We start from the raw sequence: 25,573 nt of genomic DNA, 5'->3' as shown, positions 1-25,573 counted from the left end.
AAAGCGTTTGCCGAGGGGCGCGGGTATTCAGGAAAGCGTGATAGGGGATGGGCGTATCAGCTTCTGGCCGATGGTGACCTGGCCCGCGCCAGCGTCGCCCGTCCGAACGGCGTGATGCGCCTGACGATGGCCAGCTCGCACGCAGCGGTGTTGCCTTTCCAGCTCAACACAGGGCTGATCGACGCATCGATGAATCCGGCCTGCTTCAGCGCCTCGACGCAGTGGATCTCTTCGGAGGCTTCCACGCGAAGGGGGAACGCGGAGCGTTCGATGTCGTGCAGGTAGTCCATCGGGACAAGGCTTTTTTTCGCGGGCTTGGGTGGCGGTTCCGCATCGCCGCCGCGCAATCTTGCGATCTCCGCGTACCCCTCGTCGGTGATGCACACGACCAGCGCCGCCTGCGCCAGCCGGTAGTTGCCGTCCGGGTCCAGTGCCGGGTCGATCGCGGCCTCGATGAGGTTCGTCGCCTTCAGGACAGACACGCGCCTGACGTCGTGCGCGTCGGTCACGTGCATCGGCAGTCGAGCGTGCTCCAGATGGAGAAGGTAAGTAAGCGGCACCGAAGACCCCCTGTCTGCGCCTCCCCACTGCCATCGATGCTGTTGCGCATCGCCTTGGTTGAATTGTCAAGAATTGTTATCTGGTGATGATTTTTGTAGGGAGGGTGTGCGGGCGCCATCCCCTGAACTGGGTATACGGGCGGGTGGGTTGCTGGCCGTGGGGGCGTGGAATGTAAAGCCGGCGCCATTGGTGCGGGCAACGACCGCTCAACCGAACGGCACCGCCGTTCGTCGACAAAGGCTTCGATACGGTCAGTCGCCGGTCAGTACGGTTTAGAAACAATTGTTACGACTGACTTCCATCTCGGGACACTGTTCGCAGCAGTGCCTGAGTGCCCATGCAAGCGAAACGCCCATGAACTCGTCGCATCGACAACAGACCGGTTTCACACTCATCGAGATGATGGTCGTGGTCGCGTTCGTGGCCATTCTGGTGGCGCTCGCCACGCCGTCGCTCGTCGGGTTGATGCAGAGCAATCGCGTGAGCGCGGAGGTCAACTCCTTCGTCGGTGATCTGCAGTTCGCGCGCTCCGAAGCGATCAAGCAAGGCATACCAGTCAGCGTGTGCGCGTCTTCCGACGGCCTCAACTGCCTGGGCGCCAACACCTGGCAAAGCGGGTGGATCGTGTTCCTCGACCTGGATGCCTCGGGCACCGTCACCACCGGCGACCAGGTGCTGCGCAAGCGTCCCGCATGGACGGGCGGCGACACCTTTGCCGCCGCGCCTTCGATCACGGCGGTCACCTTCAGCCGGGACGGATTCGCCAACCTGCCGGTCGCCGCCACCGGTGCTTCGATCCTGCTTGCCCTGCGCACCGAGCCTGTGAATGCCAACGCCACGCGCTGCGTTTCCATCAACAGGGTCGGGCACCAGACGGTGGTGGCGGGCGGAACCGGAGCCTGCGCATGACGGCCCGCAACCGACGCCGCGTCCAGGGCTTCTTTCTGCTGGAGATGCTGGTCGCGGTGCTGATCGTTTCACTGGGGCTCTTCGGCCTGTCCAAGATGCAGGCCGCGGCGTTGTCGAACACGCAGACCGCGCGCGTGCGTGCGCTGATTGCCTTGCAGGCAGCCAGCCTGGCGGAGGCGATGCACGGCAACCGTGGTTTTTGGGCCGTCGGTGGCACGGCGCCGTCGAGCGCAACGGCCACCGGCACCACGGTGACCGATGCCTCGGGGGTCCTGAACACCACGGCGGATTGCAGCCCCACGGCCGCTGCGACCTGCACGTCCGCGCAACTGGCGGCCTACGACTTCCAGCAGTGGGCGTCTCGCATGAACGACCGCTTTCCCTCGTACACGGCAGCCATCCAGTGCACCACCGCGGTCGGTCAGCCGACCAGTTGCGTGATCAGCCTGGGCTGGGCCGAGAAGTACATCGCGATCAACCGCAGCACGGCCGCCGCCGCCGGTGCGACGCAGACCGTGGCTGCATCCGCGATGCAGTACAGCCTCTACGTCGAACCATGAACCGCGCAATGCCTTGCCTGTCCGAAAGCTCGCACCGCCAGGCCGGCCTTGGGCTGGTCGAGTTGATGGTCGCGCTTCTCATCGGCCTGTTCCTGCTGCTGGTCATGGGCTCGGTGTTCCTGAACATGAAGCAGGCCTTCACCTCGCAGGACCAACTGGCGCAACTGCAGGACAACGAGCGGCTGGTGCTCACGGTGCTGACCACCACGATCCAGACCTCGGGCTACTTCCCCGACCCGCTGGTGAACACGGCCGCCACCGACCTCCCGGCCGCAACCGGCACCGGCTACGGCAGCTTCCTGGCGGGGCAGGGCGTGGTGGGGTTGGGCAATGCCACCAGCGCAAGCGACACCATCACCTCGCGCTACATGACGGCGAGCGGCGACGGCATCATGGACTGCCTGGGCAATGTGAACCCGGCCACCTCGGGCGCCAACAAGCTGGTGATGAACACGTTCACGGTGAGCGCTGCCCACGAACTGGTGTGCTCCACCGATGGTGGAACGACGACCACGCCGCTGGTCGGCGGCGTCACGTCGCTGAAGGTTCTCTATGCCACCGACACCGCCGGCGATGGCAAGGCCCTGCAATACCTGGACGCGGCCACCGTGACGACCAATGCGTGGTGGCCGCAGGTGCACACCGCGCAGATCACCGTCACGCTGGACAACCCCTTTGCCACCCAGGCGGGACAGCCGCCCACCATCGCCTGGACCCAGATCGTCAACCTGATGAACAAGTCATGAGCCTGCGCGCGCGCCCGTCACCACGTCCTGCCCGATCGCGAGAGCGCGGCTTCGCGCTGATCGTCGGCATGCTGTTCCTGGTCATCCTGACGGTGCTGTCGATCGGCATGTTCCGCAGCTTCAACCTGCAGGAGCGCATCGCAGGCAACACGCGCGAGAAAGAGCGGGCGGTGGAGGCCGCGGAAAGCGCACTGCAGTACGGCGAATGGTGGCTGAGCCAGGGCAACGGCAGCACAGGTGCGGCCTGCTCGGGGGCGCTCAACGCCAACACGCTGTCGCAGATGCAGGTGTGCACCAACATGATCGCGAAACCGGCGGCCCTGCCCTGGACCAACCGTGCCGACTACCTGCCTCCCAGCATGACGGTGGCCGAAGGCGGGGGCATCGTCGCGGCCACCGGGGACATCAACTACTACAGGAAGCCGGGCCTGAGCATCGGCTACCTGGGGCTGTCGCCCAACGGCCAATCGCTGCTGTACCAGGTGTCGGCCTTCGGTTATGGCGGCAGCACGACAGCGGCGGCCGTGGTGCAGAGCATCTACCAGGTCACGGGTGGCAACAAGCCGCTCGACCAACCTTGAGGGACGACCCGAATGAATCGATTGCGCACACTCCTTGCCTGCCTGGTCTGCATGCTGGCCGGCGCGCCGTGGTCGGCCCATGCGCAGCTGATCATCAGCGACACGTTGACGGGGGCTTCGTCCACCTATGACTGGACCGCGCTCAACGGCGCATGCCTGACGGCGGGGAACGACACGGGCCCCATTCCGGCGTGCATCGGCAAGCTGACTTACTACACCGACAGGAACTCGCTGCTCGTGGGCGGCACCACCGGCCGCCTGCCCGACGCCGTGGGCTCCGGTGCGCTGCGCCTGACCAATGGCGACACGCAGAACGGCGGCTCGAACGGCGACAACCAGACCGGCGCCGTGGTGGCGAACAAGCCCTTCTATACCAACCAGGGGCTGCAGGTGACGTTCACCACCGTCACCTATGGTGGGGACGGCAACAACGGGACCGGTGCCGACGGCATCAGCTTCTTCCTGGCGGACGGCGCCAAGGCCCCCTCGGTCGGCGGCCTCGGCGGCAGCCTGGGCTACAGCTGCTCCAACACCAACAGCAGGTACGAAGGCGTGGTGGGCGGCTACCTGGGCATCGGTATCGACGAGTACGGCAACTTCTCGAACCCGGGCGACAACACTGCCACGGGCCCCGGTTTCAAGGCCGGGCGCATCAGCGTGCGCGGCGCGGGCAACATCACCTGGGCGTCGCTGAACGCGCTCGACCCGGTTCACTATCCGTCCTCGCTTTCGTCGGACCAGCAGACCGCCGCGGTCAAGGCCACTTGCAAGAGCGGTGTCGTGATGGACTACAGCACCACGACAACGACGACCTGCAAGAAGGGCAAGTGCACCACGACCACCACGGGGCCGAGCGGCAACGCCACCACGACCTCGCTGCCCGACTACCCCCTGCTCCTCAACGGCACCGCCTACAGCGACCTGCCCTCGGGTGTTTCGATCTCCAACCAGCAGGGCATCAGCAAGCCGCTGCGCGGCAACGCCACGCCGATCACCTACGGGTTGCAGATCACCCAGGACGGGCTGCTGAGCCTGTCGTACAGCGTCAACGGTGGCGCGGCACAGACGGTGATCAACAAGCAGTCGATCACCGAGTCCAATGGGCCGCTGCCGGCTTCGTTCCGCTTCGGCTTCTCGGGCGGCACCGGGGGCTCGAGCAATGTGCACGAGATCACCTGCTTCAAGGCTGCGCCGGTCAACCAGTCGAGCAGCTCCGCCGGCACCAACGTGCAGCAGTCGGCGCGTGTCGAGGCCGGCACGCAGGTGTACCTGTCCTACTACCACCCGACCAATTCATGGGGCGAGCTGACGGCGCAGGACCTGGTGAGCGACCCCACCACCGGCATCGTGTCGATCAACCAGGTGGCCAACTGGGACGCCAGTTGCGTGCTGACCGGTGGCACTTGCCAGGCCACGAGGGGGACCAACACCGCGCAGGCATCGGGCAGCCGCAACATGCTGAGCTGGAGCGGGACCGCAGGCATTGCATTCAAGTGGGACCAGCTCACCGCCGCGCAGACGGCAGCGCTCACCGCGGGCGACAGCAGCCAGACCGACATCCGCCTGCGCTACCTGCGCGGTGACCGAAGCAACGAGCTTGCAAGCACCGGCGGAACCCTGCGCACGCGAACCGGCGTGCTGGGCGATATCGTCGATTCGAGCCCGACCTGGGTCGGCCCGCCTTCGTTGCCCTACAAAGGGGCATGGCTCGATGCGCTGCATCCGACGAGCACGGCGCCCGAAGCGGCGGGCAGCTACGCCACCTTCGCAGGTGCCACCGGCGCCACGGCACAGGGCGGTCGCCAGAACGTGGTCTACATCGGCGCCAACGACGGCTTTCTGCATGGCTTTCGCAGCGGCACCTACGATGCCACCGGCGCGTTCGTCAACACGACCAACGACGGCACCGAAGTCCTGGCGTACATCCCCGCGGCGCTCCTGAACATCATCCACTCCACCACGCCGGCGCTGGATTTCAGCTCGACGCAGTATTCGCACAACCTCTATGCCGACGCCACGCCCGGCACCGGCGACCTCTACTACAACGGCGCCTGGCACACATGGCTGGTGAGCGGCGTCGGGCCCGGCGGCAATGCCACCGGCCCGATCGGCGACAAGACCAGCATTGCCAACGGCGTGATCTACGCACTGGACATCACCGACCCGACACAGTTTTCCGAAGCCAACGCCAGCACGCTGGTGCGCGGCGAATGGACCTCCGGCACGGGCACCGGTGCCATCACCTGTGTCGGCAACGCGAACTGCGGCAACAACCTGGGCAGCACCTACGGCACGCCCATCATCCGCCGCCTGCACAACGGGCAATGGGCCGCGCTGTTCGGCAACGGCCTGAACAGCAGCACCGGCACGGCGGGGCTGTTCATCATGCTGGTCGATCCGGCCAGCGGGGCCATCAGCTTTCGCTTCATCGACACCGGCGCCGGCCCCACCAAAAGCGGCACCACCATCACGGCCCGCAACGGCATGGCCTACGTCGCCTCGGCCGACCTGGACGGCGACCACGTGACCGACTACGTCTACGGCGGCGACGCGTTGGGCAACCTCTGGCGCTTCGACCTGACCGACATCGATCCGGCCAAGTGGGCCGTGTCCAGCACGCCCATCTTCAAGACGGCGACCGGCCAGCCGATCACGACGCGCGTGACGGTTTCCTCGGTGCAGGGCATCGGCCCCGGCGGTCAATCGGGCGTGGTCCTGAGCTTCGGCACCGGCCAGCAGTTTCCGCAGACGCAGACCGGCGGCGTGACCTATCCGTCGGCCACGCAGGCCCTGTACGGCGTTTGGGACTGGAACATGAGCGCATGGAACGCCATGGGCGGCGCGTCGGCCCAATACGCGTCGCTCGTTGCACCGCAGACCGTCGACACCACCACCTTGCGTGCGCAGAGCATCACGGCAACCGCACCTGGCAGCGGCACCATCTCGGGCTACCGCACGATCAGCACCAACAAGGTCTGCTGGAAAGGCTCGAGCAGTTGCAGCGGCGGTGCCAGTGCCAATACGCAGTTCGGCTGGACGCTGCCGCTGCCCAGCACCAACAACGAGCAGGTGATCTACAACCCGACCACGGCGTACGGCATGTTCCTAGTCAACACCACCATCCCTGCCGTGTCGCAGGCATTGACCTGCGACACGCAACCGGCGGCGGGCTACACGATGGCGGTGTCGCTCGACACCGGCGGCGCACCCAATGCCTCGTTCTTCGGCGACCAGAACGGCAACTTCGTGGCCTACAACGGCGGCATCGTGAGCGGCATCGGCTTGAGCGCGACCGGCACGCCGTCCATCGTCACGGCGAACAAGTGGCCCTACCTGGTGCAGCAGACCACCGGCGGCACGGGTGTCGTCACCAAGATCAACCCCGCGGCCAACGGCAAGGGCAGCCGTTTGACGTGGGTCAAACTGCGCTGACTCACATGAAGACGCTTCAACACACCATGGGCAGCCGGCGCACCGGCGCGGGTTTCACGCTGATCGAATTGATGATCGTGGTGGCTGTCGTGGCCATCCTCGCCGCCATCGCCTATCCGTCGTACGTGCGCTATGTGCAGAAGGCGCGCCGCACCGATGCCAAGACCGCCTTGCTGGACCTGGCGACGCGGGAAGAGCGTTTCTTCAGCATCAACAACACCTACGCGGGCACGGCCGCGCAACTGGGCTACGGCGGCACCTTTCCGATCGACGTGCTGACCAGCGGCACGGCCTTCTACCAAATCGCGGTCACGGCTTCCACGGCAGCGGCATTGGCAACGGGATTCACCGCCACTGCCACGCCGGTGGGCGCGCAGACTGGCGACACGCTGTGTGGCAGCTACTCCATCGATCAGATGGGCACCCAGGGCAGCACTGGAACCCTGGGGGCCGCCGGCTGCTGGTAGTGCGCCGCCCGCGCCACCCGCAACGGGCCGATGCGATCAGTGCTTGTGATCGCCGTGCGCCGAAGCACCAGCAGGCTGCGCCGACGCATTCAGTGCCCGCACCGGCGCCTTCACCTCGACCGTTTCGCGCTTGCCGTCTTTCCCCTCGAACACCAGCGTCAGCGGCACCGTGTCGCCTTCCTTCACCTGCTGCTTGAGGTCGAGCAGCATCACGTGGTAACCGCCGGGCTTGAGTTCGACGGTCTTGCCCGCGGGCACTTCAAGGCCCGGGATCTGCCGCATGCGCATCACGTTGTCCTGCATCGCCATTTCGTGGACTTCGACGACCGGCGTGACGGGCGAGCTGGCCGAAACCAGCTTCGTGTCTTTCGCGGCGCTGAGCTGCATGAAGGCGCCGGTGGCCTTTTGCTGCGGAACGGTGGCGCGGACCCACGCCTCCTTGACGGTGACTTGCGCGTGGGCCGTGGCCACCACGAGGAACGAGGCGGCCGAGAGGGCGAGGATGCGTGCGATGGGGGTCATGGAAAGAATCTCCTTGATGATGAATGTGTGGATCGTGTTGTTGAAGCTCAGGCGGACGTCTTGAGAATCTGCCGCAGGTCTTGCGCGCATTCCTCGGCGCTCTGTTCGTGGCGCAGCACCAGCCGGATCTTTCCTTTCGGATCGAACACGTAGCTGAAGGCCGAGTGGTCCATGGTGTACGAAGAGCCGGTGGGCACCTTCTTGTAGAAAACCTTGAAGTCCTTCGCGGTCTCGCTGGTCCTTTGCATGTCGCCGTACAGCCCGATGAAGCTCGGATCGAAGGCCTGGGTGTAGGCCTTGAGCACCACGGGCGAATCGCGCTCCGGATCGACGGTGACGAAGATCACCTGCAGGCGCTCGCCATCGGCGCCCAGCAACCGGCGGATTTCCGCGGCGCGCACCAGCGCGGTGGGGCAGACGTCGGGGCATTGCGTGAAGCCGAAGAACATCATCACGGCCTTGCCCTTGTAGTCGGCCAGCGTGCGCTCGTGGCCGTCGGGATCGGTCAGGCGAAAGTCCTGTGCGTACTTCGCGCCGCTGATGTCGACGCCGTTGAAGCTGGCGGGCAGCACCTTGTCGCAACCCGCCAGCGACAGCGCGGCCAGGCCGCCACCGGTCAACAGCAACAGCAGGTTGCGGCGGCGCAAAGGCGCGCCTGCCCGGGGAGATGCCGCACACGACGGTGCGCGCGGCCATAGGGTCTTGTTCATGAAAGCTATCTCCAGCGCCCGCAAGGGGGCGCCGACTCATTGCAGGAACGCGCGATGCAACGTCCGCCCATGCGGCGGCATCACGCGCTGATGAAGAACCGAAGCAGAGTCAGGAGAAGGCAGGAGGCCCGCGCGCCGGCATCGGTGCGGCGGTGACCGCGGCGATGTGCGTGGACGGAATCGGCCGGGCCGCCTGGGCCATCGGCACGAGCACGGGAAGAGACGACACGGCCGGTGCGGCAGGCGGCGCGCCGGACAGCACGCACAGCGGGCAGTCCATGTGGCCGGCACCCAGCTCCTGCACACCGTCGTCCGTGTAGACGATGGCCTTGATCGAACCGGCACTTGCGCAGACGAGTTCCACGGTCTGCGGGTGCACCATGGGCGATGCCACCGCCACGCCGATCGACAGCGTGAACCACAGCAGCACCCAGCGGATCAGGCCCACGCCCGGACGACGCATGCCTGCGCGCGCGGCGGGCATGGTGCGTGGGGCAAGGGCAAAGGAGCGCATCGGCGCGGATTATCGGCCACCGCCTGAATGAAAGCCCCTTGTTTCAGCGAGGCGGGTTCGCGACATGCCCCAATGCTTCGGGGTCTCGCACCGTCATGGCGTTGTACTCAAGACCGATCGAACCAGAGGCCGCCAATGCCTTGAGTTCCCTGTTCACCGCTTGCCGGTTGGCCTGCAGCAGTGTTGCAAGGCTGGCCTGCGATATCTGCAGGCGAACCACGGCGCCACCTCCTGCGACGGGCGCGCCGTAGAGCGCGGCCAGCCGCTCGATCGTGGAAGCCACCCGCCGCCGCAAGGAGCCTTCGATCTGGCTGCGCAGCGTGCGAACGTGAGCCGCATGCTGGCCCAGCATCATCAAGGCCATCTCCTTCCACAGGGCCGGTTCCTTGTCGAGTGTTTCAACGATCAGGGGTGTGGGCATGTGAACCGCCACGACTTCGTTGTGCGCGCTGAAGTCGAAGGCCGTGCGGTCGGCCTTGCCGAAGACCTGGGTAAGGCCCATGACCACGCCCTGCCCCAGGAGCATCACGACGAACCGTTCGCCTGCCGGCCAGACACGGGCTGCCATGACTTCGCCCGAGATGATCAGAAAGGTCTCTGCCACCGGGTTCAGTTCGCTCGACAGAACATGCCCGCGTGGATGGCGGCCGACGTAGGACGACGAAAGGAGGTGGCTCATCGCCGCGAGCGGCCAGGGCGAAAAGGCCTGCGTTGCGCGCAGTGCTCTTTCCATGAGCATCAGGTCTGCGGCGGAGTTGCGCTTGCGGGGGCCGATCATGTCGCGACACCATCGCCTTGCGGTGCAAGGGGGGTGGACATTCTCTTCAACGCTGCCGGGTCAAGGATCACCACCGCGTTGTATTGCATCCGGACCACGCCCGAGGCGGCCCATGCCGACAGTTCCTTGTTCACGGATTGGCGGCCGACGCGCAGGATGCTCGCCAGGTCTTGCTGGGTCAGGCGCAGGTGGGTCGCGCCCGTCTCGGTGGTCCGGACACCGTAGAGCGCGGCAAGCTGCTCGATGGTGCTGGCAAGCCGTTGCCGGAGTGCGCCGACGATCTGGCCGATGACCATGTCTATCTGTGTGCGCTCCTGGTGCAGCAGCATGCGCCCCATGTGCTTCCATCGCACGGGGTCGCTGTCGAGCAGTTCGAAGACCAGGCGGCCGGGCATGTGAATGGCCACCACATCGTCGTTCGCGAGGTATTCAAGGACGCGGCCCGCAATGTTGAGCATGTAGGCAAAGCCGAGGATGTGGCCCGGCCCGCGAAGCGCCCAGCTCAGGCGGCCGCGCTCCAGAGAGGCTTCCGCGTGCACCACGTGCCCCGACACGATCACGAAGATTTCGGGCGCATCGGCCTGCGTTTCGGCGGACAGCAAATTTCCGCGTGCATGCCAGCCGAGCCTGCAGGACGTCAGCAGTTGGCTCATGGCCGTGGGTGGCCACGACGCAAAACCCTGCATTTTGCGCAATGTGCGCTCTATCAGCTCCTTGTCGCTCTGGCGTGGCTCGACATCGGTCATTTGCATCCCTCTGCGCTCATTGAAGTTAATGGGCAGAGCGGCTGTGTTGCGATGCGTTCCATATCGGCGAAAAGATTCCCGCCAACGCTGCATTCCTTGTTCACCGCTGGCGCGGTGCTCGATGCGTATGACCAGTCAGAAACAAGTGTGTGCCAGAAACTTCACTCGGGCAGCGTTGCGATATGCCTCAACGCTTCGGGGTTCAGCACCGTCATGGCGTTGTATTCGAGGCCGATGGCACCCGCAGCGGCCAGTGCCTTGAGTTCCTTGTTCACCGCTTGCCGGTTGGCCTGCAGCATCATCGCGAGGCTGGCTTGCGACACCTGCAGGCGCACGACGCCATCACCTTTCGCACGCGTTCCATGAAGCGCCGCGAGCCGCTGCACGGTGAACGCCACGCGCTGCTGCAGCGAGCCCGCGACCTGGCCCTGCACCGTGTGGGTGTAGGACACGTGCTGGCGTTCGGACATCAGCAGCGCCTCTTTCCACAGCATCGGTTCGCTGTCGAGAATCTCTAGCAGCAGGGCCATCGGCATGTGGATCGCCACGACGTCGGTGGTCGCGACATAGTCGTAGTGGCCATGGCGAAACGCGGGCAAGGCCTCTTCGCGCACCGGCTTGATGTACGTGAAGTCACCCGGCCCCCAGAGCAGCAGGGAGAAGCGATCGCCCTCGGGCGACACGCGCCCGACCGATGTGTGGCCCGAGACGAAGAGGATGTATTCGGAAACGCCACCCAGGTCGGTCCAGACCACAGACCCGCGCGGATGCCGGCCCACGCGCGACGAACGCAGCAGCCGCGTCATGGTCGTGAAAGACCAGGGCGCAAAGGCTTGCCTGGTGCGCAATGCCCTCTCCATGAACGCGACGTCCTCCAGCGAGTTTTGGCCCCAATTCACGCGGGCAACTGCATCGGTTGCGTGCGGTGCCAGGGCAGGGCGGGCAATGTTCTGCAGTGCCACCGGATCGAGGACAACGATGGTGTTGTACTTCAGCTTGATCACGCCGGAGGCGGCCAGGGCAGCCAGTTCCTTGTTCACGGATTGACGGCCGACGCGCAGGATGGAGGCCAGGTCGTGCTGGGCCACTCGCAGGTGGACATGGCCGTCTTCGCTGCTGCGGGTGCCGTGGAGCGCGGCCAGCTTTTCAATGGTCTCGGCCAATCGCCGTGAGAGCTTTCCGGCCATCTGGCTGGTCGTCAGCTGGCCCTGCTCCACGTCTTGCGATATGAGCATGTGGCCCATGTCGACCCATCGCGCGGGATCGCTGTCGAGCAGTGTGAAGAGTTGATGGCCGGGGATGTGAAGGGCCACGACGTCGTCGCTGGCGATGTACTCGAAGGGGCGCTCTTCGAGTTCGAGCATGTGCGCAAAGCCGAGCAGCACGCCTGGGCCCAGAAGCGTCCAGGTCAACCCGGCGTTGCCGCCAGAGGGCCTTGTGTGCAGCACGCTCCCGCTCACGAGCGTGAGCATTTCGGGCCCGGTGGCCTTGTCGGACAGCAGGTCGCCTCGCGTGTGCCACTGCAACCTGGAGAACGCCAGGAGCCGGCTCATGTCGACCTCGACTTCCACTGGTATCAGCAGCCTTTCGACCTCGACGTCGACGAGCTTGAGTACAACGAACAGCAGCGTTGCGAGCTTGTCAACTTCGGCATCGACTGGCCTAAGCACTGCAACGAGCAGCATCGGCAGCCTGTCGACTTCGACCTCGACAGGCTTGAGCACTGCGACCAGCGGCATCGGCAGCCTGTCTACTGGCCTGAGCACGGCGACGAGCAGCATCGGCAGTTTGTCGACGGGGCTTGCCAACTCATTGCAGTACGACGATGCCACCCATTCGAAGGTGACCCTAGGTGGCGTTGGGGCGCCCAGGCCGGTGATCCTCACCAATGTCGCGGATGGCGTGAGCCAAACCGACGCGGTGAACTTCGGTCAATTGACTTCGTTGTCGACGACGATGTCCAACGGGGTTGCGAGCCTGTCCACCGGCTTGAGCACCACCAACAGCAGCGTCAGCAGCTTGTCGACTTCGACATCGACTGGCCTGAGCACCGCGGCGAGCAGCATCGGCAGCCTGTCGACTTCAGCCTCGACAGGTCTGAGCACAACGAACAGCAGCGTTGCGAGTTTGTCGACTTCGACCTCCACCGGCATCAGCAGCTTGTCAACTTCGGCATCGACTGGCCTAAGCACTGCAACGAGCAGCATCGGCAGCCTGTCGACTTCGGCCTCGACGGGCCTGAGTACAACGAACAGCAGTGTTGCCAGCCTGTCGACGTCCACCTCCACTGGGATCAGCAGCCTTTCGACTTCAGCCTCGACAGGCTTGAGCACAACGAGCAGCAGTGTTGCGAGCTTGTCGACCTCGACCTCCACCGGCATCGGCAGCCTGTCGACCTCGACTTCGACAGGTCTGAGCACGACGAACAGCAGCGTTGCGAGTCTGTCGACGTCGGCCTCCACCGGCATCAGCAGTCTTTCGACTTCGACGTCGACTGGCCTGAGCACGACGAATAGCAGCATTGCCAGCTTGTCGACGTCGACCTCCACCGGAATCAGCAGCCTGTCGACCTCGATGTCGACCGGCCTGAGCGCGACGGCCAGCAGTGTTGCCAGTCTGTCGACGTCCACCTCCACCGGCATCAGCAGTCTTTCGACTTCAACCTCGACGGGCCTGAGCACCACGAACAGCAGCGTTGCCAGCTTCGGTAAACGGCAAGCGGCGTCGTGTCAAAAGACCGGCTTCCGTGCCAAGGGTTTTTCAACTGACTCCCCCGTTCGCCATCAAGCTCACATTGAGCTTGATATTTGCTGTCCCGATCTTGACGACGAGCAAGTCGGTGCAGGCACAGACACTTGGCAATGGCTCATTGATGCTGTGTCGGGCGCCGGGGACTGGGACGAGTGGTGGTAGCTATGGAGTAAGTGCATCGACCTATTCGCTGGCCTGCAGCAATAGTTTTGCTTTCCACCTCGGAAATGCCGGCGCGAACGACGGCAGTCGAGGATTGGGTAATTCCACGGCCTTCGTTCAGGGTACGCAAGGCGGAGCGCTCACCCTGGTGGGGAGTACCGTTTCCGTTGGAGGCCCCACAACATTCAACAGCACTGTAAATGTCGATTCCGGCAGCTTGGGTCTGGGCGGCGGCACCCTCGGCCTTCCCAATAGCGGTGCCATGCGCATTGGCAGCGCAGCCACTCTGGCTGGCGCTTCAGGCCCCCAATCGGTGGCGATCGGAGGGGGCGCAACGGCAACGGAGGCCCGCGGCCAAGACTCGATCGCTGTCGGTACCGGGGCGATAGCGGGGGACGCTGCTGCCATAGCAGTCGGTCTTAACGCCAGTGCAGCTTTCAAGAATGACACGGCTTTCGGCCGCAATGCGACGGCTTCTGGTGACGCGTCCGGGCTAGGCGGTTCAACAGCGTTTGGCAATACCGCAAGCGCCAGGGCTGGCGGTACGGCGTTCGGGTCCTTTTCGAATGCCAACGGCGCGAACTCCGCCGCATTTGGCAGCAGCGCGTTCACTGGTGCCAATGCGGAGAATGGTTTGGCAATGGGGGTCCAGGCGCAATCCTGGGGAGAGCGCAGCATTGCCGTTGGTTCGGGGGCCAATGCTTTTGGTAGTTTCGCTTCCGCCCTTGGCTGGAAGGCGGCCGCTGCCAGCGATGGCGCCACCGCGATCGGTGCGAACTCCAGCGGCGGTGCGTCGGCCGCTGCAAAGGACGCGATTGCGATTGGCGGGCAGGCCACGGTCACTTCGGGCGCCACTTCGGGTGTGGCGATTGGCGTGGGGTCCAACGCCAGCGTTGCGGGGTCGGTTGCCCTCGGGCCGAACGCGACAACCACCGGCACTGCAACGGCGGCCACCGGCGGCACCGGGTCTGTCGGCAGTGCGTCCATTGGTGGCACGACGTTCGGCGGCTTTGCAGGAGCCGGTTCGTCGGCCGGGGTGGTGAGTGTGGGCGCTCCGGGTGCGGAGCGCCGCATCCAGAACGTTGCAGCCGGCCTGGTCGGTGCCGGCAGCACCGACGCCATTAATGGCAGCCAGTTGTTCTCCACCGTCAGCACGGTGACCAGCAACATCGGCAGCCTGTCGACTTCGACCTCGGTGGGTTTGAGCACGACGAACAGCAGCGTTGCGAGCCTGTCGACCTCGACTTCGACCGGCATCAGCAGCCTGTCGACTTCAACCTCGGTGGGCTTGAGCACGACGAACAGCAGCGTTGCGAGCTTATCGACGTCGACTTCGACCGGCATCAGCAGCCTGTCGACCTCAACCTCGGTGGGCTTGAGCACGACGAACAGCAGCGTTGCGAGTTTGTCGACATCGACCTCCACCGGCATCCGCAGCCTTTCGACTTCGACCTCAACGGGTTTGAGCACTACGAACAGCAGTGTTGTGAGCTTGTCGACGTCTACCTCCACCGGTATCAGCAGCCTGTCGACTTCGACGTCTTCAGGGCTGAGTACCGTCAACAGCACTATCAGCAGCATTTCTACCGGCTTGAGTACGTCGGCAAGCGGCATTACCAGCCTTTCCACTGGCTTGAGCACTACGAACAGCAGTGTTGCGAGTCTGTCGACGTCGACCTCCACCGGGATCAGCAGCTTGTCGACTTCGACCTCAACGGCTCTGAGCACGACCAACAGCAGCGTCGCGAGTTTGTCGACCTCGACCTCGACCGGTATCAGCAACTTGTCGACTTCGACGTCAACTGGCCTGAGTACGACCAGCAGCAGCGTCGCGAGCTTGTCGACCTCGACCTCCACCGGTATCAGCAGCTTGTCGACTTCGACGTCGACTGGCCTGAGTACGACCAGCAGCAGCGTCGCGAGCTTGTCGACCTCGACCTCCACCGGTATCAGCAGCTTGTCGACTTCGACATCGACTGGCCTGAGTACGACCAACAGCAGCGTTGCGAGCTTGTCGACCTCGACCTCCACCGCTATCAGCAACTTGTCGACCTCGACGTCGACTGGCTTGAGTACAACGAACAGCAGCGTTGCCAGCTTGTCGACTTCGGCCTCCACCGGTATCAGCAGCCTTTCGACCGGCCTGAGCACGGCAACGAGCAGCATCGGCAGCCTGTCCACAGGCCTGAACACCGCCAACAGCAACATCGGCAGTTTGTCGACGGGGCTTGCCAACTCGGTGCAGTACGACGATGCGGATCACTCGAAAGTAACCCTGGGCGGAGCTGGGTTGAACAAGCCGCCGGTGACTCTCTCCAATGTGGCCGCGGGCGTGAACCCGAACGATGCGGTGAATGTCGGTCAACTGACCTCGTTGTCGACGTCACCCTTCAAGACAACCTCAGTGTCCTGTCCGACATCGGCAAGTCGTTCCTGGCTTCCGGCAGCGTCGACGTGGTGCCGTTGTCCTGCAGCGATCGCGAACTCGAATGGCGACTGCAATTGCTGATGCAGCGAAAGACGGCAATTCAGGTTGATGGTGACGATCTGGTCTGCGGGCCCTATCGTTTTGAAACGAGAAGGCGCGCTGCATGGATCAATGAAAAAAAGGTGTCGCTGAAGCCGTTGGAATTCGAGCTTGCACTTGAATTCTTCCGGCATATGAATTCCATGGTGACGCGTGAGAGGCTCTACGCGGTGCTGTGGGGCGACTCACCCAGTTCGCCGAAGTCCAGAAAACTCGATGTCTGTGTTTCCAATGTCCGTAGAAAGCTGGGGCTGGGAGCCGACAGCGGCTTTCTCTTGAGGTCGATCTACCGGCGCGGCTACGAACTCAATGAAGTGTCGCCGCAAGCCAGGAGCTGAAGCAGGCATCCGGCGTGTCGACCATCATCGCCGGGGACATCGCGAAGACGCCACCGGCCAACGACCTGGCCGAGATCATCCTGATCACGCCAATGAAAAAAGCCTTGCAAGTCGTTGACTTGCAAGGCTTTTTGATTTTGGTGGCTCTTCACGGATTCGAACCGCGGACCTGTGGATTATGATTCCATCGCTCTAACCGACTGAGCTAAAGAGCCGTTCGGAGCAGTTTTGCACCGAGCCCAAGATTATAGCCCAGGCTTTGGGTCGACTTCAACTCCATGCGGGAAAGTTGCCCAAATCTTCTGTCGACCCCGCGCTGTTTTTTGCCGGCGCCAACCCCGATGGCCCCCGCCGCCCGTACAAGCTGAGGTGAAAATCCTCCGATGTCCGCGCTTCCCCGCGCCCCTTCCGCCAAGAACGCCCCCGAGCGACAGGCCATGCCCGACGACCAGTTGATGCTGGCCTACGCGCACGGCGACGCCGCCGCGTTCGATGTGCTCTATGCGCGCCACGAGGGCGGGTTGTTCCGCTTCGTCAAGCGTTTGCTCGGCGCGCGGCTCGTGGCGCAGGCGGATGAAGTGTTCCAGGACACCTGGGTGCGGATCATCTCGGCGCGCGAGAGCTTCTCGCCGCAAGGCGCCACCTGGCGCACCTGGGCATTCACCATCGCCCACAACCTTGCGATGGACCGTCTGCGGGTGAGCGGGCGTGAAGTGGCGCTCGATGCCCACGCGGACGACGACAGCGACCCCGTGCCCGCGCTCGACCGCGGCGTGCGCGGCGCCCTCGATGCGGCAGCGCATCCGTCGGCCGAAGAACTCGCGTTCTGGCGCGCCGCCGGCCGCCGCCTGCTGACCTGCCTCGACGAACTGCCGGCCGACCAACGTGCCGCCTTCCTGCTGCACCACGAAGACGGGTTGACCGTCGAAGCATTGGCGGCGAGCCTGGAGATCGGCTTCGAGACGGTGAAGAGCCGTCTTCGCTACGGACTGCAGAAACTGCGTGGCTGCATGGAGCGCTACCTGTCGGTGCTGGAGCAGAAGGCATGAGCGGCAACGACACCCTCGCCAATTTCGACGGCGATGACGCTCTGCGCGATCCCGCGCTGCGCCGCGCGCTCGACCATGCGCCCGACAGCGAAGCAACGCCCGATCCCCGCACGCGCGAGGCCATCCGCAAGATGGCGCACAACCTGGCCACAACGCCTGTATCGGCGGCAGTTTCGGCCGCCAACAGCGCGAGCGGCGCGCCGTGGTGGCGCCGGTTGCTCGGCGGCGGTGAGCCGCGTTCGCGCATGCCCTGGAATGCGGCCTTTGCGACCGTGCTCGTCGCCACTTTCGTGACGGTGCTGTGGCATCGCGAACCGGTCCCGGATGCACAGCTTGACGGCGAAGCGCGTGTCGCAGGGGCGGCCGCGCCTGCTCAGGCACCGGCGCCGATTCAGTCGCCTGCGGAGATCACGCCGCAGGCCAGTCAGCCGGCAACCTCTGTAGCACCGGAGCCGACGCCACCTTCGGTCGCCGTGCAGCAAGCGCCGGCATCGCCAGCGGCTGTGCCACACGATTCACGCGCCAAAGAGTCGGCCAATGCAAGCACGGCGGATGAGGTCCGACGGCCCGCCGCTGCGCAGCCTTATGCCAGGCAAGCGCCCCGGGCGCCCGAGAGCGATCAGAAGAAGTCGGTGGAAGCATCGGCACCCGTACCTGCACAAGCTGCACCCGCACCCATCGCGCCTTCACCGCCGCCCGCCATTGCCGCCGAGCAATCAGCAGCCCCCGCGCGCGACGAGCAACATGAAAAGCAACTGGACGGCGAGCGGCGTCGCGCGTACAGCGCGGCACCGCCGGCCGCATCGGTCGCCCCTCCACCCACCGTCGACCTTGAGAGAAGCCCGTCTTCACCGCCAGCTCCCGCAGCCGCGCCGCGCCCAGCGATGACGCGCAAGGAAGCGCAAGGCAACAACACATCGTTGCTCGCCGGCCAGGCCAATGCAGATGCACAAGCAACCGGGTCGCTGCGCCAGGCGCCACCACTTGCCGCAGCCAAGGTGGCGAAGCCATCAGGTGCCGCATCTTTCGCAGCGCTGGACCAGTGGACTTCGTTCGACTTCGCGCGCTCCGGCCCTGGCGTGCGCAAGGCGCGCGGTGATGTCGAAGGGCTGGCGGCGCTCGTGAACACCGTGGCCCGTTCGGCCACATCCGCCGATCAGCCGCTGGCCGCGCCGGTCGAGGCACGGCTGGCGCTCTATCGAGGCGACGCGCTCGTCGCCGTGCTCGAGATCGCCGGCGATCAGGTGCGCTGGACGCCGCAGCCCGATGGCATCGCAACCGTCGGCACGCCGCCGGCCCAGGCGCTCGCCGCACTGCGCGCCTTGCTGATGCGCTGACTGCCGGCGACGGCAGCCGCGCGTCGCATTGTTCCCGCGATCAAGCCGATCAGGCGTTCTTGAAATCTGGCTGGCGCTTGTTCAGGAAGGCGTCCATGCCTTCCTTCTGGTCGACCGTGGCGAACAGCGCGTGGAACAGCCGGCGCTCGAACATCACGCCGTCGCTCAGGCCGCTCTCGAACGCGCGGTTGACCGATTCCTTGGCCGCCATCACCGCGATCTGCGAGTAGCCCGCGATGATCAGCGCAGCGCCGAGTGCTTCGTCGGCCAGCTTTTCAAAAGGCACCACGCGGCTCACGAGGCCCGCGCGCTCGGCTTCGGCGGCGTCCATCATGCGGGCGGTGAGCGCCATGTCCATCGCCTTGCTCTTGCCCACCGCGCGCGGCAGGCGCTGCGTGCCGCCGGCGCCGGGGATCACGCCGATCTTGATTTCGGGCTGGCCGAACTTCGCGTTGTCGGCCGCGATGATGAAGTCGCACATCATCGCCAGCTCGCAGCCGCCGCCCAATGCGAAGCCGCTCACCGCCGCGATCACCGGTTTGCGGATCGAGCGGATGGTTTCCCAGTTGCGCGTGATGTAGTCGCCCTTGTAGGTGTCGATGAAGCTGTACTTGGCCATCGCGGCGATGTCGGCGCCGGCAGCGAAGGCGCGCTCGCTGCCCGTGAGGATGATGCAGCCGATGGCATCGTCGGCGTCGAAGGCCTTCAGGGCCTGGCCCAGTTCGGTCATCAGTGCATCGTTCAACGCATTGAGTGCCTTCGGGCGGTTGAGGGTGACGATGCCGACCTTGCCTGCTTCGGTCCGCACTTCGATGTTTTCGTAGCTCATGGTGTCTCCGGGGGAAGGGGAAAAAACGCGCTTCACTATACCCAGCATGGCCACGGGCCGCAGGTTTTGCGCGCGGCGGCGAGTTTCCCTAAAGTCGGCGCCAATGACATCCAACTACGCCTATCTGTTCGTCGCCATCGTTGCCGAGGTGATCGCCACCAGCTTCCTCAAGGGCTCCGACGGCTTTACCCGACTCTGGCCCACGGTGGCGTCGGTGGCCGGCTATGTGGTCGCCTTCTTTTTCCTGTCGCTGACCCTGCGGACCATTCCGACGGGCATCGCGTACGCGATCTGGTCCGGTGTCGGCATCGTGCTGATTTCGCTGGTCAGCTGGCTGTGGTTCGGGCAGAAGCTCGACGGGCCGGCGATTGCGGGCCTCGGGCTGATCATTGCGGGCGTGGTGGTCGTGAATGTCTTCTCCAAGTCCGTCGCGCATTGAGCGACAAGGCAACGCGGGAAATGCATTCCATTTGAGAATTGTTCTCAACTAGAATGCGCCGCATGGAGTTCCCGATGCAAGAACATGCCGTGTTGCTGCGGGCCTATGCCCGCGTGCAGGAGCGTTGCTCGCGCCTGCTGGTCGAGCAGGCCGCGCTCGTCGAAAGGCTCGAAGCGCAGATCGTGCGCCTGCGTGGCGCGCTGGTGGCGCGCGATTCGGCCATTGCCATCGTGCGTGAAGAGCTGGCGGCCCGCGCCGCCGCAGGTGGCGCGCTGCCCAAGCGCCTGCATGCGCTGCTGGCGCCGGCCAGTCGCCGCCATGTCATGCCGCCCGAACAGGATGTGCCCGCCGACCTGCGCGAAAAAGCCGTGCTGTGCGTCGGTCGCGAAGAAGAGGCGCCATCGCTGGCGCGGCAGCTGGTCGAAATCGCCGGTGGCCGCTACCTGCAGCACGACGGCGGCGACGATGCCGACGACCCCGCGCTCGAAGCCGGCCTGCGCGCCGCCGACCTTGTGATCTGCCAGACCGGCTGCGTGAGCCACGGCGCCTACTGGCGCGTGCAAGACCACTGTCGCCGCACCGGCAAGCCATGCGTGCTGGTGGGCGAGCCGCAGCCGATGCTCTTCGTGCGGCACCCCGCCACGGCGGAGCAACCTAGCTAGCTTTTCTGTTCAGCGCTGCGCCACCGGCGCCAGCCAGGCGGCCACCTTCGCGGCATCGTGTGCGAACAGCCGCCATGTGGTCACGCCCGTGGGCAACACCAGCGGCAGCCTGATCAGCTTGCGATCGCGCGCGACGATCGCGGTGAACTTCGTCGCATCGCCCAGGTACAGCGCCAGGTCGTCGAGCTTGGCGATGCGCCAGGCCTGCGCCGGCCGCTGCTGGCCCTTCTTGCCGACGGCGGGCAACTCGATGCCGATCCATTCGTCGTTCGCGGAAAAGCCGGCCTTCTCGGCCGCGCCACCGCGCAGCACCACCTTCACTTGCACGCTGCCATTGGCTTCCGCCACGCGCAGGCCCAGCACCTGTGCCTGTTGCGACGGGTCTTCCAGCGTGGCGACGCCGTGCGCGCGCAGCAGTTGCGCCAGCGGCAGCTCTTCGGTCGAGTGCACCCAGCGCGCGAGTTCCGCCGCATACGAACGGCCGCTCACGGCTTCGAGCGCCGCGGCCACATCGGCTTCGCTGATCGGTCCGCCGCCGCTGTGCGTCCACAGGTGGCGCATCACGTCGTCGAGCGTGCCCTTGCCTTCGTGGCGCAGCGTGAGGTCGAAGCACAGCGCCACCAGCGCGCCCTTGGTGTAGTAGCTCACCGTGCTGTTGGGCGTCTGCTCGTCCTGGCGGTAGTACTTGACCCAGGCATCGAAGCTTGCATCGGCCACCGGCTGCACGAGGCGGCCCGGCGTCTGCATCACCTGGTTGATGGTCTTGTTCAGCAGGCGCAGGTAGGCCGCATCGTCGATGCGTCCGGCGCGGCGCAGCAGCAGGTCGTCGTAGTAGCTGGTGAAGCCCTCGAAGAACCACAGCAGTTGCGTGTAGTTCTCGCGGCTGTAGTCGTAGCGCGCGAACTCCGCCGGCCGCATGCGCTTGACGTTCCAGGTGTGGAAGTACTCGTGGCTGATCAGGCCCTGCAGCGTGGTGTAGCCCTCGGGCTGCTTCTTCTTTTCGCCGCGCTGCGGCAGGTCGCGGCGGTTGCAGATCAGCGCCGTGGAATGGCGATGCTCCAGCCCGCCGTAGCCGTCGTCGACCGCGTTGAGCATGAAGACGTAGCGGTCGATCGGCGGCTTCGGGCCGCCGCGCTTGCCGACCTTGTCGCCATGCCAGAAGCGCATCTCGGCCTCGCAGATGGCCTTGGTATCGGCGATCAGCCGCTCGCCGTCGAACGACGCCGCGGCACCCGCGATCACGAAGCGATGCGGCACGCCGCAGGCTTCGAATTCGGCGCTCCAGAAGGCGCCCATCTCGACCGGGCTGTCGGCCAGCTCGTCGTAGCCCGAAGCCTGGTAGCTGCCGAAGCCGTGCTTGTCGACCTTCGAGGGCACGAGGGCGGTGGCACACGACCAGCGCACGCCGTCTTCGGCCGACCGTGCCGGCGCCACGATGTCGATCGCGTGCGGCGCATCGGTCTGGCCTTCGACCCGCAGGCACACGCTGGTGCCGTTGAAGAAGCCGCGCTCGGCGTCGAGCCAGGCGGTGCGCACCGAGTTGTCATACGCGCAGACCTGGTACTGCAGCACCAGCGGCTGGCCCGGCGTGCATTCGACCACCCAGCTGCACTTGTCGAGCTGCGTCAGCACCGTCTTGCGACGGCCCTGAGTGGCGCGCAGGCCCTGCAGGTTCTTGGCGAACTCGCGCACCAGGTAGCTGCCCGGAATCCACACCGGCAGCGTCACATGCTGTTGCGCGGCGGGCGCGTCGATGGTCAGCGTGACGGAAAAGAGGTGCGCATGCAGGTCCGCGCATTCGACGCGATAGCGCACGCCTGCCACAGGCGCTGCAACGGCCGCGCGCCGCGAGATGGCTTTCGTCGCCATCAGCTGGACGAAGCGGCGAGTTGCTTCTCGACCTGCTCTGCGGGAATGGCACCCGGCGTGCGCGTGCCGTCGCTGAAGATCAGCGTGGGCGTGCCGGTGATGTTGTACTTGCGGCCGAACTCGACGTTGCGCTGCAGCGCGGTCACGTCGCAGCTGCTGGCTGCCGTGGAGGGCTTGGCGCTGGCTTCCATCCAGTCGCTCCAGGCCTTGCCCTTGTCCTTGCTGCACCAGATGTCACGCGACTTGACGGTCGAGTCGGGTCCGAGCACCGGATAGAGGAACAGATAGACGGTGACGTTGTCGACCGTCTTCATGTCTTTCTCGAAGCGCTTGCAGTAGCCGCAGTTCGGGTCCTCGAACACCGCCAGCTTGCGCTTGCCGTTGCCGCGCACGATCTTGATCGAGTCCTTCAGCGGCAACTGGTCGAAGGCGACGGCGGTGAGCTTGTCCACGCGCTCTTCGGTCAGGTTCTTGCGCGTCTTCACGTCGATCAGGTTGCCTTGCAGCAGGTAGTTGCCCTGTTCATCGGTGTAGAAGATCTGCGAGCCGTTCACGCGCACCTCGTACAGGCCCGGCACCGGCGACTTCGAGACTTCATCGATGGCCGGGAACTGCGGAATGCGCGCGGGCAGGTTCTTGCGGATCTCGGCTTCGCCGGCGGTGGCGGCCACGACCGCACCCAGCGTGCAGGCGGCGAGAAGAAGGTTGCGTACGAGTGTCATCGGGAGATCCGTTGAAGAGTTTTGCATCATGCCTTCAGGCCCATGGCCTGGGCGGTGATCCAGTGCTTGACGAGGCGCGTGCGGTCGAAACCGCGCATGCCCCAGTTGCGCAAGGCAGGGAGTGGACCCACGTTGTGCGAGAAAAGTTGCTGCAATCCGTCGGTCGCCAGGCTCATCTGCAGCACGTCGGCGCGGCGGGCGCGTTCATAGCGGCGCAGCAGGCGGGCATCGCCCACGCTGCGCCAGTAGTCGCGGTTGCGGATCACCTCGGCCAGTGCCGCCGCATCGGCCAGGCCGAGGTTCAGCCCCTGGCCCGCGAGCGGATGCACCGTGTGCGCGGCATCGCCTGCAAGCGCCCACGACCGCGCAGGTTGCTCTGGCATCGCGCCGGTCCAGCGATCGGCAATGGCGCGTTGCAGCGGCCAGGCCGCGCGCTCGCTCGTGAGCCGCAGCGCACCGAGCGAGCCATGGCTGGCTTCGCTCACGGCGGCGTTGAATTCCTCATCACCTTGCGCCAGCAGGGCCGGCGCACGCAGTTGGTCGACCGACCACACCAGCGCGAGCGACTTGCCGTGCGTGCCGCCGAGCGGCAGCAGCGCGAGCACTTCGCCCTTGTCGTTGAACCACTGGCGGGCGATGCCGTCGTGCGACTGATCGGCATCGAGGCGGGCAGCCACCGCATGCTGCGGGTAGCGCGTGACTTCGTAGCTCACGCCAAGCGCCGCGCGGCTGGCGCTGGCCTTGCCCTCGCACACCACGGTCAGCGGCGCGGGCACCGGCTCGGTCACGACCTCGATCAGGGGCTGGAAGCGCACCGCGTCGGCCAGTTGCTGTTCGAGCGCGGGCACATCGACGATCCAGGCCAGCGCATCGACCTTCTGGCGCGCAGCGCTGAACTGAACACGACCGCCTTCGTCGCCATGCACCAGCATCTCGCGCACGGCCGTGGCATGGGCCGCATCGGGCCAGGCGCGCAGCGATTCGAGCAGCGTGCGCGAGGCGGTATTGAGCGCATAGGCGCGGATGTCTTCCTTGCCCTGCGTGGCCGGCGGCACCACCAGTGCGACACGCACACGCTCGCGCGCGAGCAGCAGGGCCAGCGTGCGGCCGACGATGCCGGCGCCGCGAATGCAAACTTCTGGGGGGAGGGCCATTTCACAATTGTAGGAGTTGCCCGTTCGCGGGCGGCCGGCGCCTGCCCCCCGGTGCGCGAAGGTCTTCCCGTCGAGGCGATGCGGGACAATCGCAGCCGATTTCCAAGGAACCCCCACCGTGTCCCAGTCCGCTTTCGATCTCGAAGCCACCATCGCGCGCCTGTTCATCTACCCGGTCAAGTCGTGTGCCGGCGTGGAGCTTCCCGAAGTGCTGCTGACCGAGACCGGCCTCGAATTCGACCGCGCCTGGATGGTGGTCGACGCCCAGGGCGAATTTGTCACCCAGCGCCAGTTGCCGCGCATGGCGCTGATCCGGCCGCAGATGAAGCACATGGAAGTGGTGCTGCGCGCCCCCGGCATGCTGGCGCTGCACCTGGCTTTCGACCGCGTCGAAAAGCCCGTGCGCGTGCGCGTGTGGAAAGACGAAGTGGCCGCCTACGACATGGGCGACATCGCCGCCCAGTGGTTCAGCGACTTCCTCTCCGAGCCGGGCAAGCCGCAGACCTTGCGCCTGGTGCGTTTCGACCCGGAGCACAAACGCCTGTCGAGCATGAAGTGGACCGATGGCGTCGAGGCGCAGAACCAGTTTGCCGACGGATTTCCGCTGCTGGTGGCCAGCGAAGGCTCATTGGCCGAGCTGAACGACCGGCTCGCGGCCCAAGGCCATGATGCCGTGGGCATCGAGCGCTTCAGGGCCAACATCGTGCTGGCCGGCATCGAGTCGCACGACGAGGACCGGGTCGACGCGCTGCACGTCACCACGGGCGAAGGCGAGGCCGAACTGCGCCCCGTCAAGCCTTGCACACGCTGCCCGATTCCCGACATCGACCCGGCCACTGCCACCAGCAGCCCGGAGGTCGGCAATACCCTGCGTACTTACCGCGCGGATGCGCGTGTTGATGGCGGCATCACCTTCGGGATGAACTGCATCGTCATTCAGGGCGTGGAGCACATGCTCAAGGTGGGGCAGGCTGTGGGGGCGAATTACCACTTCGAGTGACGGGCGTTCTGGGGGCGGGTTCATTCAGGGCTTGTGCGAATGACACCAGGAGCTCCCCTCCGCGAATGTCCCCCGCTTCGCTCCTCCTTTATTTCGCTGCGGGGAGCACCTGGTGTCATTCGCACAGGGGCACGCTGCTATTGATCCAGCGATCAACGACTGCTCTGTTCAACGCTCGCGCCGATACGGGGCTCTTTTTCGCGAAATA

At 65.4% G+C, this 25,573-nt stretch carries 23 protein-coding genes, 1 tRNA gene and 2 pseudogenes; 14 read left to right on the top strand and 12 right to left on the bottom strand.

Going from position 1 to position 25,573, the window contains the following annotated elements:
• Positions 1-56: 56 nt before the first annotated feature.
• The gene (locus ACSFB7_RS21650) at positions 57-515 is read right to left on the bottom strand and encodes a hypothetical protein (protein ID WP_435473794.1); all 459 of its coding nucleotides are present in this window, start codon (positions 513-515) and stop codon (positions 57-59) included.
• A 400-nt stretch (positions 516-915) separates the two neighbouring features.
• On the opposite strand from ACSFB7_RS21650, the gene ACSFB7_RS21645 reads away from it, so the two are divergent.
• Genes ACSFB7_RS21645 through ACSFB7_RS21620 form a run of 6 tightly spaced genes read left to right on the top strand, consistent with a single transcriptional unit; the run spans position 916 to position 7,256 of the window.
• A complete protein-coding gene (locus tag ACSFB7_RS21645; protein ID WP_435473792.1) occupies positions 916-1,470 on the top strand; it encodes a GspH/FimT family pseudopilin in 555 nt (184 codons plus the stop codon).
• Positions 1,467-2,030: a type IV pilus modification protein PilV gene (pilV, locus tag ACSFB7_RS21640; RefSeq protein ID WP_435473790.1), complete on the top strand. Its 564-nt coding sequence runs from the start codon at positions 1,467-1,469 to the stop codon at positions 2,028-2,030. The genes ACSFB7_RS21645 and pilV overlap by 4 nt, the downstream gene beginning before the upstream one ends.
• Positions 2,027-2,776: a PilW family protein gene (locus ACSFB7_RS21635; RefSeq protein WP_435473788.1), complete on the top strand. Its 750-nt coding sequence runs from the start codon at positions 2,027-2,029 to the stop codon at positions 2,774-2,776. The genes pilV and ACSFB7_RS21635 overlap by 4 nt, the downstream gene beginning before the upstream one ends.
• Positions 2,773-3,357, top strand: coding sequence for a pilus assembly PilX family protein (locus tag ACSFB7_RS21630; protein WP_435473786.1), 585 nt, complete (start codon positions 2,773-2,775; stop codon positions 3,355-3,357). Before ACSFB7_RS21635 ends, ACSFB7_RS21630 begins: the two co-directional genes overlap by 4 nt.
• A 12-nt stretch (positions 3,358-3,369) precedes the next feature.
• Positions 3,370-6,789 carry a PilC/PilY family type IV pilus protein gene (locus ACSFB7_RS21625; RefSeq protein WP_435473784.1) on the top strand — a complete coding sequence of 1,140 codons (3,420 nt, stop codon included), beginning with the start codon at positions 3,370-3,372 and terminating at the stop codon, positions 6,787-6,789.
• Positions 6,790-6,794: 5 nt separating this feature from the next.
• The gene (locus ACSFB7_RS21620) at positions 6,795-7,256 is read left to right on the top strand and encodes a type IV pilin protein (protein WP_435473782.1); all 462 of its coding nucleotides are present in this window, start codon (positions 6,795-6,797) and stop codon (positions 7,254-7,256) included.
• A 36-nt stretch (positions 7,257-7,292) separates the two neighbouring features.
• On the opposite strand, the gene ACSFB7_RS21615 is transcribed toward ACSFB7_RS21620, so the two are convergent.
• The 6 genes from ACSFB7_RS21615 to ACSFB7_RS21590 all read right to left on the bottom strand — a co-directional run bounded on the left by ACSFB7_RS21615 (position 7,293) and on the right by ACSFB7_RS21590 (position 11,713).
• Positions 7,293-7,778 carry a copper chaperone PCu(A)C gene (locus ACSFB7_RS21615; RefSeq protein WP_435473780.1) on the bottom strand — a complete coding sequence of 162 codons (486 nt, stop codon included), beginning with the start codon at positions 7,776-7,778 and terminating at the stop codon, positions 7,293-7,295.
• Between the two features lie 47 nt (positions 7,779-7,825).
• A complete protein-coding gene (locus ACSFB7_RS21610; RefSeq protein ID WP_435473778.1) occupies positions 7,826-8,488 on the bottom strand; it encodes an SCO family protein in 663 nt (220 codons plus the stop codon).
• 109 nt (positions 8,489-8,597) lie between these two features.
• Positions 8,598-8,951: a DUF2946 family protein gene (locus ACSFB7_RS21605; protein ID WP_435474127.1), complete on the bottom strand. Its 354-nt coding sequence runs from the start codon at positions 8,949-8,951 to the stop codon at positions 8,598-8,600.
• Between the two features lie 94 nt (positions 8,952-9,045).
• Positions 9,046-9,780: a Crp/Fnr family transcriptional regulator gene (locus tag ACSFB7_RS21600; protein WP_435473776.1), complete on the bottom strand. Its 735-nt coding sequence runs from the start codon at positions 9,778-9,780 to the stop codon at positions 9,046-9,048.
• Positions 9,777-10,532 carry a Crp/Fnr family transcriptional regulator gene (locus ACSFB7_RS21595; protein ID WP_435473774.1) on the bottom strand — a complete coding sequence of 252 codons (756 nt, stop codon included), beginning with the start codon at positions 10,530-10,532 and terminating at the stop codon, positions 9,777-9,779. The genes ACSFB7_RS21600 and ACSFB7_RS21595 overlap by 4 nt, the downstream gene beginning before the upstream one ends.
• Positions 10,533-10,687: 155 nt before the next feature.
• Positions 10,688-11,713: a Crp/Fnr family transcriptional regulator gene (locus tag ACSFB7_RS21590; protein ID WP_435474125.1), complete on the bottom strand. Its 1,026-nt coding sequence runs from the start codon at positions 11,711-11,713 to the stop codon at positions 10,688-10,690.
• A 121-nt stretch (positions 11,714-11,834) separates the two neighbouring features.
• On the opposite strand from ACSFB7_RS21590, the pseudogene ACSFB7_RS21585 reads away from it, so the two are divergent.
• The 3 genes and pseudogenes from ACSFB7_RS21585 to ACSFB7_RS21575 form a co-directional block, all read left to right on the top strand.
• Positions 11,835-13,229, top strand: a pseudogene (locus ACSFB7_RS21585) (hypothetical protein); the annotation flags it as partial.
• Positions 13,230-13,752: 523 nt separating this feature from the next.
• A pseudogene (locus tag ACSFB7_RS21580) lies at positions 13,753-15,894 on the top strand (beta strand repeat-containing protein); the annotation flags it as partial.
• The gene (locus ACSFB7_RS21575) at positions 15,894-16,304 is read left to right on the top strand and encodes a winged helix-turn-helix domain-containing protein (protein WP_435473772.1); all 411 of its coding nucleotides are present in this window, start codon (positions 15,894-15,896) and stop codon (positions 16,302-16,304) included. The pseudogene ACSFB7_RS21580 and the gene ACSFB7_RS21575, both read left to right, overlap by 1 nt.
• Before the next feature lie 138 nt (positions 16,305-16,442).
• Here ACSFB7_RS21575 and ACSFB7_RS21570 read toward each other — a convergent pair.
• Positions 16,443-16,519 (bottom strand) — tRNA-Met (locus tag ACSFB7_RS21570).
• 168 nt (positions 16,520-16,687) lie between these two features.
• Here ACSFB7_RS21570 and ACSFB7_RS21565 point away from each other — a divergent pair.
• Together ACSFB7_RS21565 and ACSFB7_RS21560 are read left to right on the top strand one after the other, a co-directional pair.
• Complete coding sequence (locus ACSFB7_RS21565) at positions 16,688-17,353, top strand: sigma-70 family RNA polymerase sigma factor (RefSeq protein WP_435473770.1); 666 nt, start codon at positions 16,688-16,690, stop codon at positions 17,351-17,353.
• Positions 17,350-18,690, top strand: a complete 1,341-nt coding sequence (locus ACSFB7_RS21560) for a hypothetical protein (protein WP_435473768.1) — start codon at positions 17,350-17,352, stop codon at positions 18,688-18,690. The genes ACSFB7_RS21565 and ACSFB7_RS21560 overlap by 4 nt, the downstream gene beginning before the upstream one ends.
• 49 nt (positions 18,691-18,739) lie before the next feature.
• Here ACSFB7_RS21560 and ACSFB7_RS21555 read toward each other — a convergent pair whose 3' ends face one another.
• Positions 18,740-19,519 carry an enoyl-CoA hydratase gene (locus ACSFB7_RS21555; RefSeq protein WP_435473766.1) on the bottom strand — a complete coding sequence of 260 codons (780 nt, stop codon included), beginning with the start codon at positions 19,517-19,519 and terminating at the stop codon, positions 18,740-18,742.
• A 103-nt stretch (positions 19,520-19,622) separates the two neighbouring features.
• Between ACSFB7_RS21555 and ACSFB7_RS21550 the strand changes: the two genes are divergently transcribed.
• Together ACSFB7_RS21550 and ACSFB7_RS21545 are read left to right on the top strand one after the other, a co-directional pair.
• Positions 19,623-19,958, top strand: a complete 336-nt coding sequence (locus tag ACSFB7_RS21550) for an SMR family transporter (RefSeq protein WP_435473764.1) — start codon at positions 19,623-19,625, stop codon at positions 19,956-19,958.
• Between the two features lie 74 nt (positions 19,959-20,032).
• Complete coding sequence (locus tag ACSFB7_RS21545; RefSeq protein WP_435473763.1) at positions 20,033-20,620, top strand: DUF2325 domain-containing protein; 588 nt, start codon at positions 20,033-20,035, stop codon at positions 20,618-20,620.
• Positions 20,621-20,629: 9 nt separating this feature from the next.
• Here the strand turns inward: ACSFB7_RS21545 and ACSFB7_RS21540 are convergent, their stop codons facing one another.
• Genes ACSFB7_RS21540 through ACSFB7_RS21530 form a run of 3 tightly spaced genes read right to left on the bottom strand, consistent with a single transcriptional unit; the run spans position 20,630 to position 24,365 of the window.
• Complete coding sequence (locus tag ACSFB7_RS21540) at positions 20,630-22,489, bottom strand: M61 family metallopeptidase (protein ID WP_435473761.1); 1,860 nt, start codon at positions 22,487-22,489, stop codon at positions 20,630-20,632.
• Entirely contained in the window at positions 22,489-23,211 is a 723-nt protein-coding gene (locus tag ACSFB7_RS21535; RefSeq protein WP_435473759.1) for a DsbC family protein, read from the bottom strand. The genes ACSFB7_RS21540 and ACSFB7_RS21535 overlap by 1 nt, the downstream gene beginning before the upstream one ends.
• Positions 23,212-23,237: 26 nt before the next feature.
• Complete coding sequence (locus ACSFB7_RS21530) at positions 23,238-24,365, bottom strand: FAD-dependent monooxygenase (RefSeq protein WP_435473757.1); 1,128 nt, start codon at positions 24,363-24,365, stop codon at positions 23,238-23,240.
• Positions 24,366-24,483: 118 nt separating this feature from the next.
• Here ACSFB7_RS21530 and ACSFB7_RS21525 point away from each other — a divergent pair, with 118 nt between their 5' ends.
• Positions 24,484-25,365 carry an MOSC domain-containing protein gene (locus ACSFB7_RS21525; RefSeq protein WP_435473755.1) on the top strand — a complete coding sequence of 294 codons (882 nt, stop codon included), beginning with the start codon at positions 24,484-24,486 and terminating at the stop codon, positions 25,363-25,365.
• Positions 25,366-25,573 lie beyond the last annotated feature (208 nt).

The organism is Variovorax raffinosi, from assembly GCF_051216615.1.
Classification (GTDB): domain Bacteria; phylum Pseudomonadota; class Gammaproteobacteria; order Burkholderiales; family Burkholderiaceae_C; genus Variovorax.
Note: the sequence above shows the minus strand (reverse complement) of the source record. Positions and strands in the feature narration are given on the sequence as shown.